At 62.6% G+C, this 15,837-nt stretch carries 12 protein-coding genes; 11 read left to right on the top strand and 1 reads right to left on the bottom strand.

Annotated elements, in window-relative coordinates:
* Nucleotides 1–8: 8 nt before the first annotated feature.
* From NQ492_RS01125 to NQ492_RS01075, 11 genes are all read left to right on the top strand, one after another.
* On the top strand, nt 9–1,895 hold the full coding sequence (locus NQ492_RS01125; protein ID WP_015546555.1) for a RagB/SusD family nutrient uptake outer membrane protein: 1,887 nt from the start codon (nt 9–11) through the stop codon (nt 1,893–1,895).
* Between the two features lie 19 nt (nt 1,896–1,914).
* Nucleotides 1,915–2,397 carry a DUF1735 domain-containing protein gene (locus tag NQ492_RS01120; protein WP_015546556.1) on the top strand — a complete coding sequence of 161 codons (483 nt, stop codon included), beginning with the start codon at nt 1,915–1,917 and terminating at the stop codon, nt 2,395–2,397.
* A 51-nt stretch (nt 2,398–2,448) separates the two neighbouring features.
* Nucleotides 2,449–3,930, top strand: coding sequence for a calcineurin-like phosphoesterase C-terminal domain-containing protein (locus NQ492_RS01115; RefSeq protein ID WP_015546557.1), 1,482 nt, complete (start codon nt 2,449–2,451; stop codon nt 3,928–3,930).
* Nucleotides 3,931–3,969: 39 nt separating this feature from the next.
* Nucleotides 3,970–5,577, top strand: coding sequence for a BACON domain-containing protein (locus tag NQ492_RS01110; protein ID WP_015546558.1), 1,608 nt, complete (start codon nt 3,970–3,972; stop codon nt 5,575–5,577).
* Between the two features lie 107 nt (nt 5,578–5,684).
* Entirely contained in the window at nt 5,685–7,901 is a 2,217-nt protein-coding gene (locus NQ492_RS01105) for a glycoside hydrolase family 3 N-terminal domain-containing protein (protein WP_083810191.1), read from the top strand.
* A gap of 209 nt (nt 7,902–8,110) precedes the next feature.
* Nucleotides 8,111–9,529 (top strand): hypothetical protein, encoded by a 1,419-nt coding sequence (locus NQ492_RS01100; protein ID WP_015546559.1) that lies wholly within the window; start codon nt 8,111–8,113, stop codon nt 9,527–9,529.
* Between the two features lie 4 nt (nt 9,530–9,533).
* Nucleotides 9,534–10,238 (top strand): 16S rRNA (cytidine(1402)-2'-O)-methyltransferase, encoded by a 705-nt coding sequence (gene rsmI / locus NQ492_RS01095; RefSeq protein ID WP_015546560.1) that lies wholly within the window; start codon nt 9,534–9,536, stop codon nt 10,236–10,238.
* 20 nt (nt 10,239–10,258) lie between these two features.
* Nucleotides 10,259–11,644, top strand: coding sequence for a TIGR00341 family protein (locus NQ492_RS01090; protein ID WP_015546561.1), 1,386 nt, complete (start codon nt 10,259–10,261; stop codon nt 11,642–11,644).
* A 14-nt stretch (nt 11,645–11,658) separates the two neighbouring features.
* Nucleotides 11,659–12,579 carry a lysophospholipid acyltransferase family protein gene (locus NQ492_RS01085; RefSeq protein ID WP_015546562.1) on the top strand — a complete coding sequence of 307 codons (921 nt, stop codon included), beginning with the start codon at nt 11,659–11,661 and terminating at the stop codon, nt 12,577–12,579.
* Entirely contained in the window at nt 12,566–13,582 is a 1,017-nt protein-coding gene (locus tag NQ492_RS01080) for a glycosyltransferase family 2 protein (protein WP_015546563.1), read from the top strand. Before NQ492_RS01085 ends, NQ492_RS01080 begins: the two co-directional genes overlap by 14 nt.
* Nucleotides 13,583–13,665: 83 nt before the next feature.
* Entirely contained in the window at nt 13,666–14,502 is an 837-nt protein-coding gene (locus NQ492_RS01075) for a hypothetical protein (RefSeq protein WP_015546564.1), read from the top strand.
* 6 nt (nt 14,503–14,508) lie between these two features.
* On the opposite strand, the gene NQ492_RS01070 is transcribed toward NQ492_RS01075, so the two are convergent.
* Nucleotides 14,509–15,723 (bottom strand): sensor histidine kinase, encoded by a 1,215-nt coding sequence (locus NQ492_RS01070; protein WP_172633808.1) that lies wholly within the window; start codon nt 15,721–15,723, stop codon nt 14,509–14,511.
* Nucleotides 15,724–15,837: the final 114 nt, after the last annotated feature.

Here is a 15,837-nt window from a genome sequence, read left to right as displayed (position 1 = left end):
CGAGCGACATGAAAAAAATCATATCCATTTTGCTGTTTGCGTGCGCCGGAGCGCTTGCCGCGTGCGATTTCCTCGACGTGGTTCCCGAGGGGCAGGCGACGCAGGAGGACATCTTCAAAACCTCCAAGGAGGCCCGCAAGTACCTCAATACGCTCTACACCTACGCCCCCAACATCGCGGCCTACCGCTACATGCCCGACTTCTGCGCCGGCGACGACATTATCACCGCCACCAACGGCCAGACCCGTTATTTTCCCTACAAGAGCATGCTCTACAACGAGGAGAACGCCAGCCAGACCTACTACGGTCTGTGGGACGCGACGACCTCTTCCCCGTCCGGGCGCACGAACTACGACATGTACAAGGGCATCCGCTACTGTTACATTATGATCGACAATATCGACGCAGTCCCGGGCATCTCGCCGTCCGTGGCCGACGAGTTCAAGGGCGAAGCCTATTTTCTGATCGCCTATTACCACTGGGTGCTGCTGACTCACTACGGCCCGGTCATCCTCGTCAGGGGGCAGCTGGACATGGGGCTTCCCGAGGAGCAGGTCTATGTGGCCCGCAGTCCGTTCGACGAATGCGTGACGTTCATCGCCGAGACCTACGACCGCGCGGCCGATTTGCTGCACGGGTATCCGACGCGTCCCGATGCCGACCTGGGGCGCGCCACCTCGGTGGCGGCCAAGGCGATGAAGGCCCGGCTGCTGCTCTATGCCGCCAGTCCGCTCTGCAACGGCAACACGGAGTTCTACGCGCGTTTCCGCAACAACGACGGCACGCCGCTGATGAGCCAGACCTACAATCCCGAAAAGTGGAAGTGGGCGCTCGACGCCTGCCAGGAAGCGATCACGCTGGCCGAGGACAACGGGCACAGGCTCTACGAAAGCCCGAACGCGACTGCGGCTGCAACCGCTGCCGAGCGCGGCGAGATCAACTACCACGACTGCTTCGTCGAACCGCTCTGGAACACGACCGAGTACCTTTGGGCAATGGGCGACCAGACCGGCATCGGGCACTTGCAGCGTTACGGAGGCGCGCGCCTGAAGCTGCCGTACAGTACCGACGGCTTCTGCATCAACATCGTTCCGACGTTCGAGTGCGTGGAGATGTACTACACGCACAACGGCCTGCCGTGGGACCGAGACCCCGAGACCATGCATATCGACCCCTATGCCTATAATGCCGAAAAGGAGACTGTCAACCTTCATGTCTACAAGGAGCCGCGCTTCTATGCGTCGGTGGGCTACGACCGCGGCAAGTACGCCATCAACGGCGAGGAGTTCATTCTCAAATGCCGCGCCGGCGAGATGCAGGGCAGTGTGCTCGACGCCTCGAAGGAGTACCAGAGCTGTACGGGCTACATTCTCAAGAAGTGGATTCACCGCCAGTCGGCCTTCAACTACGACACCAAGTCGTGGACCTACCGCAAGTACGCCTATCCTTACATCCGCCTTGCGGAACTCTACCTGAGCTATGCCGAGGCCGATTTCGAATACAACGGGTCGTTGAGCGACGCGAGCCTCAATTACCTGAATCTGGTCCGCCGCCGCTCGGGGCTGCCCGATTTCAAGGATTCGTGGGCCTTGGCCGGGGGCATTCCCACCGGCGACGAACTGCGCAAGGTGCTGCACCGGGAGCGTTCGATCGAACTGCTGATGGAGGGCATGCGCTACCACGACCTGCGCCGTTGGAAAGAGGCGGGCGAAGCGATGTCCCGGCGTCCCAAGGCGTGGAATCTCGACGGCAGGACGGCGGCCGATTTCTACCGGGTCTCCACGATGAAGGAGAGCGGCGTCCGCACGTTCGAATCCCCCAAGACCTACTGGATGGCCATTCCGTTGAGCGAAATCAATATCAACTACAACCTCGTGCAGAATCCCGGTTACTAACCTTAATAATCCGATTGCGATGAAGAATCTTGCGATATGCCTCCTGCTTCTGCTGGGAGCCGTAGGGTGCGGCGACGATTACGTCGTCTACGAGACGGTGGACACTATGGTCTGCATCCCGAAGAACGATTTCCAGGTCCTCGAATACGATGCCGCTTCGGGCCAGGCGTGCGTTTACGATCTCTATCTTTACAAGGGCGGTTACAATGACGACGGAATCACCGTGAAACTGGTGGTCGACCCCTCCGTGCTCGATGTCTATAACGTGGAAAACGGACTCGAACTGAAGGTGATGCCCGACAGGTATTTCGCCTTCGACCCCGAAGTGCGCTTGTCGGGGGACAGGGTCATGGACCGCGCCGAAATCCGCTTCGATGCCGCTTCGATGCTTGCCGACGGCATTGATTCCTCCTATGTGCTGCCGCTTTCCGTCAGGGCCGATGATCAGGGCAAGGTGCGTTCCGAAAAGAACAGCGTAATCATCCGGGTCGTGATGAAATAACAGTGATGCGGAGGAGGTCCGGCCTCCTCCGCATCCTCAATGCAAAAAAATATGTCAAAATTCTACATGCGGCTTCTGTCGGTGTGCCTCGCCGCCCTTGTCCTGGCGGCCTGCTCCTCCTCGGAGGGCGGCGGTGACGACGGCCCGACCGCCGGACAGATTCCCGATAAGGCCGGAATGACGGTGAAGGGAATCGTGAAGGACAGCGCCGGCAATGGCATTGCCGGGGTGGTGGTGAGCGACGGCCTGGAGGTGACGGCGACCGACGAACGGGGGATTTACTATCTGGCCTCCGACCTCGCGCGGCGCAATTTCGTCTTTGTCTCCGTGCCTGCCGACTGCGAGATCCCCGCCACGCAGGGCTGTCCGCGGTTCTACCGCAAAATCGACCGCAAACAGGCCGTCAACCGGGCCGATTTTACGCTGACACGACGCAAGACTCCGTCCGACCGCCATTCGCTGATCGTTATGGCCGACATTCAGCTGGCTGCCGATAACACGTCGGTGGATTCCTATCTCGGTCATGTCGTTCCCGATGTGCTGAAAACCGTGCAGGGGCTTCCGACGGAGGTTTACGGAGTCAGCCTGGGCGACCTGGTCTGGAACGATATGTCGCTTTTCCCGAAGTACCGTCAGGGGCTGGAGACGCTTGGCTTCACGACCTTCAGCCTGCCGGGCAACCACGATCACGATCCGGCCGAGTTGACCGATTCGCTCGCCTTGCAGAGCTACGAACGCTATTTCGGTCCGGCGAACTACTCGGTGAACATCGGGAAAATCCATTATCTGTTCCTCGACAACATCCTTTTCGACCATGCGCCGACCGCCGAAGAGGAGTATACGATCGGTCTTACGGACGAAATTTGCCGTTGGATCGAAGCCGATTTGCGCTACGTTCCGGCGGGCAGCACGCTCGTCGTCTCGTCCCATTGCCCGATTCTCTGCCACACGAAGAACACCGCAGCGCGCAACCACCGCAATTTCCAGCGTTTCCTCGATGCGATAAGCCCCTATAAGGTCCATGCCTTCGGGGGGCACAAGCACTACCATGACATTTACCGTTACGACGACGGACGCAAGGTCATGCACTGCATCGCCCGCACGCCGGGCGACCTGTTCATCAACGGCGACGTCAACTGCGACGGCACGCCGCGCGGCTATGCCGTGGTCGAGGTCGATGGCGAACGGCTCTCGTGGTATTACAAGCCGGCGGGCGGGAAGCGCGATATGCAGATGCGCCTCTATGCACCCGGACGCACCAATTCGGCCTGTGTCTATGCCAATGTCTGGGGTTATGACACGGCCTGGAGCGCCGTGGAGTGGATTCCCGCTTCGGGCGGGCAGGCGGTGGCAATGGAGCGGACGCAGCGCACCGATCCCTATTACGAGGAGGTGCTGGCGACGGGTGTGCGCGGAGGGATGCCGACCAATACGTGGCATATGTTCCGGGGCGATCCGGGCAGCGAGCGGGGCGGCATGGTGCGGGTCACCGACAGTTTCGGGCATACCTACGAATCGTCCGTGTCCTGGTAAATACGACATTCGAACAAAACCTTAAATACAACTTCAACGATGAAGAGACTTTTTCTTTTTCTGACCGTCGCGGCAGCCGTTTGCTGTGCGGCGTGCAGCGACGATCCCGAGGTCGCCGAATCCAACCTTTCACTGCTCGAGGATAACGTGACGTTCGATATGTTCGGAGGGCGCAGCGTCCTTGAAATCACGGCCGATTCGCCGTGGACGGTCTCCTGCGACGACGATTGGTGCCGCACCAACGTCGCTGAAGGTTCGCACACGAAGAAGATCGTTCTGACGGTCGACCAGAGTTTCCTGCCCGAGGAGCGCACGACCGCGGTGCGTTTTTACGCCGCGGGCGAAGAGAAGCACACCGTGACCGTGACGCAGGAGAAGTTCGAGCCGATCCTCGTGCTGGCGGAGAACGGCGCCGATATAACCGTCTACGGCGCCGGGAGCGAACCGGCCCTGAACCTGCGTGCATCCGTGGCATGGAAAATCGAGGGTGCGACCGACTGGTGCGCCGTGTCGCAGTCCGAAGGGACGAAAAGTTCGGTCGTGAAACTGTTGCTGACCGACGACGGCGAGGGCGTGCGTCCGCGCAGCGCGACGCTGACCGTCTCCTCCGAGATGGAGGGCGTCGAACCGCAGCAGGTGACCGTCGTGCAGCGGTCGACCGGAGCGAATACGGTCGTGGTCCGGGCGGGTGAAACCCGTGCGTTTCCGGCGCGGCGCACCGACGGCGCGTATGTGAAGGGCGTTGCGGCGGACTGGGTCTGGACCACCGACGCAGAGTTGCTTTCGGGGCTTGACTACGACGCTTCCCGGAATGAAATCATCTGCACTGCGGCCAAGTCGAAGCAGGGCAGCGGGCTGGTCGCGCTGTTCGACGCCGAAGGCGCGGTTGTCTGGTCGTGGCTGGTCTGGGTCGTGGACAAGATGCCTTCGGACGTGACCGTCGGCGGTATCGCCTGGCAGGACCGCAATGTCGGGGCCGAATACCATTCGACCGATCCGAAGGCCTGTGTGCAGGATTTCCGCTCCTACGGACTGTTCTATCAGTGGGGCCGCAAGGAGCCGTTCATCGGCGCGAAGATCCTCTCGAAGAACAAATATTACGAGGGGCATGCGGAGTATCCCGATGCTTTCGGCGCGATGACGCGCGAGGTGGTTTTCAACGCCTCCCGCACCGCCGGCTGGCAGATCAGCGGCGAGGAGATGACCACCGCAACGGCAAACGGCAATCCGACGACGTTCTATACCCGGTCGTCCGCAGCGATGTCCGAAGGCTGGACCGAGGGCGGCAAAGGGCTGAACGATCCCTGCCCGGTGGGATACCGGGTGCCGACGGCGGCCGAATGGCAGTCGCTGCTTGCCTACGTGGACGGCAACGCCGCCAAGAACCAGGACTCGGGCGACACGTACAGCCGCTGGTATGCGCTCAATTCGGGCGGAACCCTCATCGGCCCGTCGACGATGTTCCGCAAGGGCGATAACGGCCGCATCCACTATCCGGGGCGTTCGGCAGCCTATTGTTCGTCGACGCTCGCCGGCGGCAAGCCGCTCCCGATGTACGACTGGAAGGCGGGCGACGCCACGGGCGAGGGGACCTATTACGAACGGAAGATGACCACAGCCTACGGCATGCGCTGCGTGAAGGAGTGACGCCGCTGCGATCGCGGGGGCTTCGGGCGGGAGTGAGTTTATTCCGTCCGAGGCCCTTTTTTTGCGGTATTTTCATTACCTTCGCATGTCTTTTCAAACTTTTACCGATGAAAAATAGCATCTTTACCGTATTGGCGGCCCTCGTGCTGTATCCCGCCGGGGCGCAGCCCGTCACCCCGCAGGACCGGCGGCGCGCCGCGGAACTGGTCGAACGCATGACGCTCGACGAAAAGATCGGCCAGCTGGTCCAGCAGCGCGGAGGCGGCGCCGTCACGGGACCCGACAAGACGGAACTTTCCGTCGAACGGCTGGTCCGCGAAGGGCGCTGCGGCAGCGTATTCAACATCAAGTCCTTCGAGGAGACCGAGCGGTTGCAGCGGATCGCCGTCGAGGAGAGCCGGCTGGGCATCCCGCTGCTGATCGGCGCCGACGTGATCCACGGTTTCCGGACGATCTTCCCGATCAACCTCGCCGTCGCCGCCTCGTGGGACCCTGCCGCCGCGGAGTCGCTGGCCCGCGTTTCGGCCCGCGAAGCCTCGGCCATGGGCATCCATTGGACCTTTTCGCCGATGTGCGACGTTTCGCGCGACCCCCGGTGGGGCCGTGTCTCCGAGGGCGCGGGCGAAGACCCCTATCTGGGCGCGCGTGTCGCCGAAGCGATGGTGCGGGGCTATCAGGGCGACTTGTCCGACCCTTCGTCGGTCCTTGCCTGCGTGAAGCATTTCGCCGCCTACGGCGCTCCGCAGGCCGGGCGCGAATACCATGCGGTCGATATGTCCGAGCGGGTTTTCCGCGACAGCTACCTGCCGCCTTACCGGGCGGCGCTCGATGCCGGGGCCGCGACGGTGATGACCTCGTTCAACGACCTCGACGGCGTTCCGGCCACGGCCAACCGCTGGCTGATGCGCGACCTGCTGCGCGACGAACTGGGCTTCGGCGGATTCGTGGTGACCGACTACGGCACGATCGGCGAACTGAAAGCTCACGGCGTGGCGGGCGACGATGCGCAGGCTGCCGAACTGGCCCTGCGCGCCGGGGTCAACATGGACATGATGAGCGCCGCCTACCTGTTCCATGCCGCCGAACTGGTGCGGGAGGGGCGTATCCCGGAGTCGCTGATCGACAGCCTTTGCCGCGAGGTGCTGGCCGTGAAGTTCCGCCTAGGGCTGTTCGACGATCCTTTCCGCTACCAGGCGAAGGAGCGCGAGAAGTGCTATTACGCCCCGGAACATCTCGATGCCGCGCGCCGCGTGGCCCGCAGTTCGATGGTGCTGCTGGAGAACCGCGGCGGCGTGCTGCCCCTGAAAAAGGGGAGCCGGATCGCGCTGGTGGGACCTTTCGCCGATTCCCGGTGGGACCTGATCGGCTCGTGGGTTCATTTCGCCGAGGCCGGCCGGACCTCGACCTTTCTCGACGGACTGCGGGCGCGTTTCGGAGCCGACCGTGTGACCTATGCCCGCGGATGCGACCCGCACAAGGCCCTCGAAGGCGGTATTTCGGAGGCGGTGGCCGCAGCCGCGAAGTCGGACGTGGTGCTGGTCGCGCTCGGATTGAAGGCGGGGGAGAGCGGCGAGGCGGCAAGCCTTGCGTCGCTTGCGCTGCCCGACGCGCAGCGTGACCTGCTGGAGAGCTTGAAGCAAACCGGGAAACCGGTTGTCGTCCTGCTGGTTACGGGCCGTCCTATGGAGCTGGCCCGCGAAGCGGAACTTGCCGACGCCCTGCTGCTGACCTGGTATCCGGGCACGATGGCGGGCGAGGCGCTGGCCGATGTCGTGTCGGGCGACTACAACCCTTCGGGGCGTTTGCCGATGACCTTTCCCCGCACGGTGGGGCAGATTCCGATCCATTACGACAAGAAGAGCACGGGACGTCCGGCCGACGAGTCGGGCAAGCCCAACAAATACACTTCGCGCTATCTCGACGTACCCAATTCGCCGCAGTATTGTTTCGGCTACGGGTTGAGCTACACGACGTTCGGTTATTCGGACCTGCGGGTGCTGACGCCCGAAACCGCCGTCGGCGGCGAGGTTCGCGTGTCGGTCCGCGTGACCAACACGGGCGGCCGCGACGGCGAGGAGGTCGTGCAGCTCTACGTGCGCGATCTGCTGTCCGGTGTGACGCGTCCGGTTCGTGAACTGAAAGGTTTCCGGAAGGTCATGCTTCGCGCCGGGGAGAGCCGCGAGGTGACCTTCACACTGACGCCCGACGACCTTTCGTTCTGGCGTCTCGACAAAAAGTGGGGCCAGGAGCCGGGCGACTACCATGTCTGGGTAGGGCACGACTCCGACTGCACGCTCGGCGGCAGTTTCCGGATCACCGAATGATTCGTCTCTCCGGCACGGCGGCCGACGCCGCGGGTGCGGGACAGCTGCAAGGGAGCAGCGGCTTCGGCCGCCGCTCCCTTTTCCGTGCCCGGCGGGACGGTCCGGATGTCCCGGAAAAACCCGTTCGGAGATGTTTCGGACAAAAGGTTCCGGGGAATGGCTGGGCTTTCGCAAATTTTTTCTACCTTTGGAGGTCAAAACAGTACGCAATGATGGATTTGAAGACGATACGTGCCGAACTGCGCAAGCTGACCGCGATTGTCGACGGCTGGGTGCCTTCCGGGGATATTCCGGCCCTCGAACGCGACCTGGCGCTGGAAAAACTGCGGACGCTCTACGATGCGGTGCGCTTTACGGAGGTGGAATCCCTTCCGGAATCCCCGGTTGCGGAGACGGAGCCTGCGGCGGCTCCGGTGCCCATCGACCTCGGGGCGGTGCTTTCGCTCGACCCGACGGACGAAGCCGTGTTCGAACCCGGTCCCGATGCCGTTTCCGGACCCGCGTTCGATGCGGAGGCGGAACCCGCAGAGCCGTTTTCCGAACCCGATACGACGGTCGCGGCCGATTCTGCCGGGGCGTTTGCCGGGGGGAAACCCGATACGGAGACGCCCGGAATGGCGGAGCCTGCGGCGTCGGATTCCGAGCCGGAACTTGAGGGGGAATCCGGATTTGAGCCTGATCCTGAAGCGGCGTCCGAAGCCGCATTCGTCGCCGGAGAATCCGAACCGGCCGCCGAATCCGGGCCGGTCGCTGCGCCTGAATCCGAGGCTGCGGCTGAACCGTCTGCGAAGCCGGTCGCTGCGCCCGGACCTGCCGCTGCGGCTGAATCGGCCGTCGTTCCGGAACCCGCTCCTGCGCCAGCTCCGGAACCCGCTCCTGCGGAGAAACCCCAATACATCGCGCCCACGCTGTTCGGGCTGGAGGAGGAGACCGTCCGCCACCGTCACAAACAGCGCGTCATCATGTCGCTCTACGATACGCCCGCGCCCGCCGAAAAGCCCGCAAGGCCCGAAACGGCGGAAAGACCGGCGGAGCGTCCCGAACCCGCTGCCCGCCCCGAACCCGCTGTGACGCTCGAACCCGCTGCCCGTCCCGAACCCGCTGCGACGCCCGGACCGACTGTCCGTCCCGGGTTTGCCGCGACTCCCGAACCGGCGGCTGCGCCTGCGTCCGCAGGTCCCGGGCCGCAGTCCGGAACGTCCGTGCCGCAGTCCGCGGCGGAACCCGTCACCGTTTCGGAAGCGCCTGCCGCCGCCGAGCCGGAGGAGGCCGAATCCGGAGCGAAGGAGGTTGCGGTCCCTGTCGGGGCCGTGCTGGGCGAGGTGATCAACCACGACGTGCAGACGCTGGCCGATACGATCGCTCCGCGGCGCGACATGGCTTCGGAACTGCGCCGCGGCGAACCGGTCGCCGACCTTCGCAACGCCATCGGCATCAACGACAAGTTCCTGCTGATCCGCGATCTGTTCGGCGGCGACGGCGAAGCCTATGAAGAGGCGATCGCGACGCTCAACGCCTTCGACGATTTCGACGAGTGCATGATCCACATTGCCGAGAACTACGCCTGGAATCCCAATTCGGACGGCGCGAAGTTTATGATGGAACTGCTCGAACGCAAATTCGCCTGACACGATGGCCAAACTCTATATCGTACCTACGCCGATCGGGAATCTGGACGACATCACGCTGCGCGCGGTGAACGTCCTGCGCGAGGTGGATTTCATCCTCGCCGAGGACACGCGCACGACGTCGTTCCTGCTGAAGCACCTCGGCATCGAGCAGAAACTCCGTTCGCACCACAAGTTCAACGAGCACGCCACGGTCGAAATGGTCGCCGGGGCGATCGCCGCGGGACGCAATGCCGCCCTGGTGTCGGACGCCGGGACGCCCGGCATTTCGGACCCCGGGTTCCTGTTGGTGCGCACGTGCGTCGAGGCGGGGATCGAGGTCGAGACGCTGCCCGGCGCCACGGCGCTGATTCCGGCGCTGGTGCAGAGCGGGTTTCCGTGCGACCGTTTCTGCTTCGAGGGCTTCCTGCCCCAGAAGAAGGGGCGGATGAAGCAGTTGCAGGCGCTTGCCGGCGAGGAGCGCACGATGATTTTCTACGAATCACCCTACCGCGTGGTCCGGTGTCTCGAGCAGTTCGCCGAGGTTTTCGGTGAAGACCGCCGGGTTTCGGTGTCGCGCGAGATCACCAAGAAGTTCGAGCAGACCGTGCGCGGAACCGTCGCCGAGGTGCTCGGGCATTTCCGCACGACCGAACCCAAGGGCGAGTTCGTGATCGTCGTGGCCGGAAAACCCAAAGTCCGCCGCGTCCGGGAGGACGGGGAGGAGTAACTCAAATCGAAACGCAATTGATGGAAGAGAACCGTACAGACGATACACAAAAGGTAAAACGTTCGTTTTCGGCGTGGCTCGGGGAGCTGCGCGAATTTATGAAGGGCCGTTTCAGCCTCGACGAGGACAAGGCGCAGCGCGACGAGGTCGTGGCCTCCGTCTCGAAGGGCGTGGAGTTCCGCGGCGTCAACCTCTGGGTGCTGATCTTCGCCACGATGATCGCCTCGCTGGGCCTGAACGTCAATTCGGCCGCGGTGATCATCGGCGCGATGCTCATTTCGCCGATCATGGGCCCGATCATGGGTGTCGGCCTCGCGCTGGGCATCAACGATTTCGAACTGCTCAAGAAGTCGCTGCGCAACCTGGCGCTGATGTTCATCGTCGCCATCATCACCTCGACGGTCTATTTCTTCATCTCGCCGCTCTCGTCGAACAGCAGCGAGCTGCTGGCGCGCACCGTGCCTACGACCTACGACGTGCTGATCGCCCTGTTCGGCGGCCTGGCGGGCATCGTGGCGCAGACGCGGCAGGACCGCACGTCGACCGTCATTCCCGGCGTGGCCATCGCCACGGCCCTCATCCCGCCCCTCTGTACGGCGGGCTTCGGACTGGCCACGGGGCAGTTCCGCTTTTTCATCGGCGCCTTCTACCTCTTCTTCATCAATTCGGTGTTCATCGCGCTGGCGACCTATGCCATGGTGCGTTTTCTGCAATACGAGAAGAAGGTCTTCATCGACAAGGTCCGCGAGCGCACGGTCAAGCGGCTGATGATGGTCATCACGCTGGTGACCTTCATCCCGAGCGTCGTCATCGGGTTCCACATGGTCCGCGTCTCGTTGTTCGAGGCCGTGGCCGACAAATACGTGTCGCAGGTCTTCAACTTTCCGCATACCCGCGTGATCGAGTGCAACAAACACTACGCGCAGGGCAAGAACCCCTCGCAGATCGAGCTGCTGCTCGTGGGCGAGCCGCTGGGCGAGGAGGTGATCGAGAATGCCCGTACGCAGATGCGCAATTTCGGGCTGGAGGAGGCCGAACTGGTCGTCCGGCAGGCCAATACGGAGGACAAGGTCGACGTGGTTTCGCTCCAGAAGAGCTATCAGGAGCTGCTGGAGGAGAAGAACCGCCGGATCGGCGAGATGTCCTCGCAGCTGAAACGCTACCGGGTGACCAACGTCGAGGTGAACGACATCTCGCGCGAAGTGGGGGCCATGATGGACAACATCGGGGCCATTTCGCTGACCAAGGGCATCACCTTCGACGTCGAGGGCACGCCCGGCGATACGACGCTCGTGTGCGTGGTGACGCCCCGGGATTCCGCGCTTCCGGTCGACCGTGAAACGCTGATCCGCTGGTTGAGAATCCGCACCAAGGTCGAGAACGTCAAACTTTTCGTGGAACCCTAATCCGGGCGGCAGGCATGAAACGAACCGATCTGACCATTTTGCAGCGCTTCTGGCTGGAGACCCTTTGGCTGGGCGCACGCGTGTTCGCCGTGATGCCTTACTGGTTCAAGTACTACGTCGTCGAAAACCTGCTTTTCGTCCTGCTCTACTACTGCCTGCGCTACCGCATGAAGGTCGTCAAGACCAACCTGCGGAACTCGTTCCCCGAGAAGAGCGAACGCGAACTGGCCGTCATCCGGCGGCGGTTCTACCGCACGCTGTCCGAAATCTTCGTCGACACGATCAACATGGCCTACATGAACGAGGAGAAGGGCCGGACGGTGCTCACGGTCAAAGACGTGGAGAAACACGTGGAAGCGGTGCACGGCCGCGACTGGATCGCCATGACGGCCCATTTCGGCTGCTGGGAGTACTGCTCCTACTGGGGGCTTTACGAGCGGTCGCAGATGCTGGTCGCCGTCTACCATCCGCTGCGCAGCAAGGTGATGGAGGAACTCTACCGGCGGCTGCGCAATTACGAAAATTCGATGACCGTCTCGATGAAGGAGAGCCTGCGTTTCTACCTGCGCAACCGGACCGGAGGCATCGCCGGCAAGAACCTCGTGATGGGGCTTATCGCCGACCAGAATCCCCCGCGGCGGCCCGACAGCCGTTGGTTCCGCTTCCTCAATCAGGATACGATCTTCTTCGACGGCGGCGAGAAACTGGCCCTGCGCTGCAACCTCCCGGTCTACTTCGTGAAGATGAACCGCCTGCGGCGGGGACGCTACGAAATGTCCTTCGAACTGATTTATGACGGCAAAGAGGAGGTCGCCGAATACGAAATCACGCAGCGTTACGTTCGTAAGTTGGAGCGGATGATCTGCGAGTGTCCCGAACTGTGGATGTGGTCGCATCGCCGCTGGAAGCACAAACGAACTCATGCCGGTCGCTAAAATCATCATACTCAACTGGAACGGCGCGGACCACCTGCGTCGTTTCCTGCCGTCGGTCGTGGCCGCGGCTCCCGCCGGCGTCGAGGTCATCGTCGCCGACAACGGTTCGACGGACGACTCTCTCGCGGCGCTCGCCGCCGGGTTTCCGTCGGTCACGGTCCTGCGCATGGACCGCAACTACGGCTTTGCCGGAGGCTACAACCGCGCATTGGAGCATATCGAGGCCGACTATTACCTGCTGCTGAACTCCGATGTCGAGACCCCCGAGGGGTGGCTTGCGCCGATTCTCGACTGTCTGGACCGGAATCCCGACGTGGCGGTCGCCGCGCCGAAGCTGATCTCCTGCGCCGACCGCACGGAGTTCGAGTATGCGGGGGCTGCGGGCGGTTTCATCGACTACCTGGGCTATCCCTTCTGCCGGGGGCGCATCCTGCGCTGCGTGGAGAAGGACCGGGGCCAGTACGACGACGAGCGCGACGTTTTCTGGGTGAGCGGCGCGGCTTTCTGCTGCCGGGCCGACGTGTTCCGCGCGCTGGGCGGCTTCGACGGCGATTTCTTCGCCCACATGGAGGAGATCGACCTCTGCTGGCGGATGCAGCTGGCGGGTTACCGGGTGCGGATCGTGCCCCGGAGCAGGGTCTACCACCTGGGCGGCGGCACGCTCCAGACCGATTCTCCGGCCAAGGTCTTCTACAATCACCGGAACAATCTCGCCATGCTTTACAAGTGCGCCTCGCCCGCACAGCGGCTTTGCGTGGCCGTTGCGCGCCCGGCGCTCGACCTGCTCGCCGCGCTGTCCTACCTCATGCAGGGCCGCCGGGACAACTTCCGCGCCGTGTTCCGCGCCTGGCGCGACTTCATCCGCTGGCACGGGGCGCTGGCCCGCAAACGGCGTGAGATCCGCGCGAACCGCAAGGGTTCCGCCGCGGAAAACATCTACCGCGGCTCGGTGGTGCTGCGCTACCTTTTCGGCCGGCGGACCTTCGGCGGCATGATGCGCTGACGCGGAGCCGATGTCGTCGTTTTCGCAACGGGACTTGTGCAATCTTCGTTTTTTGCGTATCTTTCTGAAAAATACCCTCGCTTATGATACGTGCGGCTCTTCTGCTGTCGGCAGTCGTGTGTTTTTTGCAGCCTTTTCGCGCGTCGGCGACAGGGCAGGCTGCCGAACGGCTTGTCGTCGGGTGCGATACGATGCAGTTGTTCGCACTGCCGCTGGCGACGGCGGATTCCGCCGTGCTCGCCCGGCTCGAAAAACGGCTGGACGAACTCGATGCCTCCGGCTCTACGGCTTGCTGGCGTCGGTGTATCGGTGTCTGGCGGCTGGACGACGAGGGCATCTTGTGGCTTGAGTGCGTGAACACCGAGGACGGCGACGTCGTATTTTCCGGAGCGGAGCTGGTTCCCGAATTTGCAGCGGGATCACGCGCCCGTGCCGGCTGGTTCAGCGGAGAGATCCGCTATGGCACGGGGAATCTGGTGTATTACCAACACGATGGATTTATGCGGAATCTCGAACGCGAATGGGTGGCTGCGGTGTCCGAGGGGCGCGTGAGTGAGACGAAAGCCTACCGGAACCGGCTGTATGAAAGAGGTGCGGATGCGACGGACAATGCACAGCGTGTGGCCGCGGCGTTCGACAGCCTTCATGTCGGAAAGTCGCCCGATCTGCTGTCGCTGTATGTGGTCTTTGCAGCCGATTCCACAGGGCGGGTGGTTCGGATCGACCGGGCGCGACTGTTGTCGGAAAAGGGAAGTCCTGTTGTCAGCGATCCGGCTGACCCGCTGTTGCAGGCAGCTCTGCGGGCGTTTCGCTCGGTGTCGCGCTGGGATGCCTGGTGGGTCGGAGAGACCTGGAAGGAACAGGCGTATTTTATTCCGCTGCGCAGGGCCGGGAGGGTTTGGAAACCGCGAAGAGGATAACGATGCTTATTGCTCCGGCTTGCAGGGGAGCGTGAACCAGAAGGTCGAGCCTTTGCCCGGTCGGGATTCGACGCCGATGCGGCCGCCCATCGTTTCGACGATCGACTTCGAGATCGCCAGTCCGATGCCGATGCCCTGCCTGAACGATCCCGCCTTGACGAAACGTTGGAAAAGCTGTCCCCGGTGTTCTTCGGGGATGCCGGCTCCCGTGTCGGCGACGTAGACGTAGAGTTCCCCGCCGCGGATTTCGAACCCGAAATCGACGGAACCTTCGGAGGTGAATTTCACGGCGTTGCTCAAAAGGTTGGCGATCACCTGAATCAGCCGTTTGCGGTCCGTGCGGATGTAGCGGACGGGATATTTTCTGTGGAAGGTGATCCGCACCGGGCTGTTCTCCGGCTGCCGCATGCGGAAACCGCCTTCCAGCTCTTCCATGACGGCATTGAGTTCCACGTCGCTATATTCGTAGCCGAGGGTTCCGGCTTCGATCTTCGAGAGATCGAGGATGTCGCTGAGTTGCTGCATCAGTACCTCGCCGTTGGAGCGGATGATGCGCATGTACTCCTGTTTCTCGGTCGGGGCGGGGTCGTCCATGAGCAGTTCCGAGAATCCGATGATGGCGTTCAGCGGCGTGCGCAGTTCGTGGCTCATGTTGGCCAGGAAGCGTGATTTCATGCGGTCGGACTCTTCGGCGCGAACGCGGGCTTTCTCCAGTTCGCGCTGGGTGCGTTTCTGGGCCGAGATGTCGCTCACGGTCAGCACCACCCGGGGTTGTCCTGCGACGGTGAGGAAATTGCCCGCCACGCTTACGTCGCAGTCGACGGTCTCCGTGTGGTCGTCGGAGGTGTAGAGCACCATCGGGACCTCCAGTCCCGAGAAGCCTTTCTTCGTCCGGAACACCCCGGTGATGGCCGCGCGGACGGGACAGTCGGCGCACAATTCGTGTGTGCCGCAGATGCCGGCGTCCTCGCCGTTCTTGCAGCGCAGCTGGTTGCCCACCTTGGGCGGTGCGGCTTTCGGAGCGGTTCCCGTCGTGGAGCGGTAGTTGGTTTGCAGAACGTTGAAATCGGGGTCGATCAGCAGCAGGTAGGCGGCTACGTTGCGGAATATGCAGTCGTTGATCCGGTCGCTTGTTCGGATGTACCGGCGCTGGTAGCAGATACGGACGGCCAGGAGGACGCAAAACGCCGCCAGCACCCCTGTTCCTATTACGTATAACAACTGCATCCGATTATTCCGTTTTCGTTTCCGATCCCAAAGGTAGGTAAAATCCGGTGAAATAGGAGGGTAAATGATAAAAAAAGACATCCGGAATCGTCCGGATGTCTTTTTTTG

Source organism: Alistipes shahii WAL 8301 (genome assembly GCF_025145845.1).
Lineage (GTDB): Bacteria > Bacteroidota > Bacteroidia > Bacteroidales > Rikenellaceae > Alistipes > Alistipes shahii.
The sequence above is the reverse complement of the archived record's forward strand: the minus strand, read 5'-3'. Positions and strand labels throughout refer to the sequence as shown.

What these genes read in the sequence shown, in the direction of transcription:
- NQ492_RS01105 (WP_083810191.1), top strand. Translation starts at nt 5,685, where the DNA reads ATGAAAAATAGCATCTTTACCGTATTGGCGGCCCTCGTGCTGTATCCC.
- NQ492_RS01115 (WP_015546557.1), top strand. Translation starts at nt 2,449, where the DNA reads ATGTCAAAATTCTACATGCGGCTTCTGTCGGTGTGCCTCGCCGCCCTT.
- NQ492_RS01125 (WP_015546555.1), top strand. Translation starts at nt 9, where the DNA reads ATGAAAAAAATCATATCCATTTTGCTGTTTGCGTGCGCCGGAGCGCTT.
- NQ492_RS01110 (WP_015546558.1), top strand. Translation starts at nt 3,970, where the DNA reads ATGAAGAGACTTTTTCTTTTTCTGACCGTCGCGGCAGCCGTTTGCTGT.
- NQ492_RS01100 (WP_015546559.1), top strand. Translation starts at nt 8,111, where the DNA reads ATGATGGATTTGAAGACGATACGTGCCGAACTGCGCAAGCTGACCGCG.
- NQ492_RS01075 (WP_015546564.1), top strand. Translation starts at nt 13,666, where the DNA reads ATGATACGTGCGGCTCTTCTGCTGTCGGCAGTCGTGTGTTTTTTGCAG.
- rsmI (WP_015546560.1), top strand. Translation starts at nt 9,534, where the DNA reads ATGGCCAAACTCTATATCGTACCTACGCCGATCGGGAATCTGGACGAC.
- NQ492_RS01090 (WP_015546561.1), top strand. Translation starts at nt 10,259, where the DNA reads ATGGAAGAGAACCGTACAGACGATACACAAAAGGTAAAACGTTCGTTT.
- NQ492_RS01120 (WP_015546556.1), top strand. Translation starts at nt 1,915, where the DNA reads ATGAAGAATCTTGCGATATGCCTCCTGCTTCTGCTGGGAGCCGTAGGG.
- NQ492_RS01080 (WP_015546563.1), top strand. Translation starts at nt 12,566, where the DNA reads ATGCCGGTCGCTAAAATCATCATACTCAACTGGAACGGCGCGGACCAC.
- NQ492_RS01085 (WP_015546562.1), top strand. Translation starts at nt 11,659, where the DNA reads ATGAAACGAACCGATCTGACCATTTTGCAGCGCTTCTGGCTGGAGACC.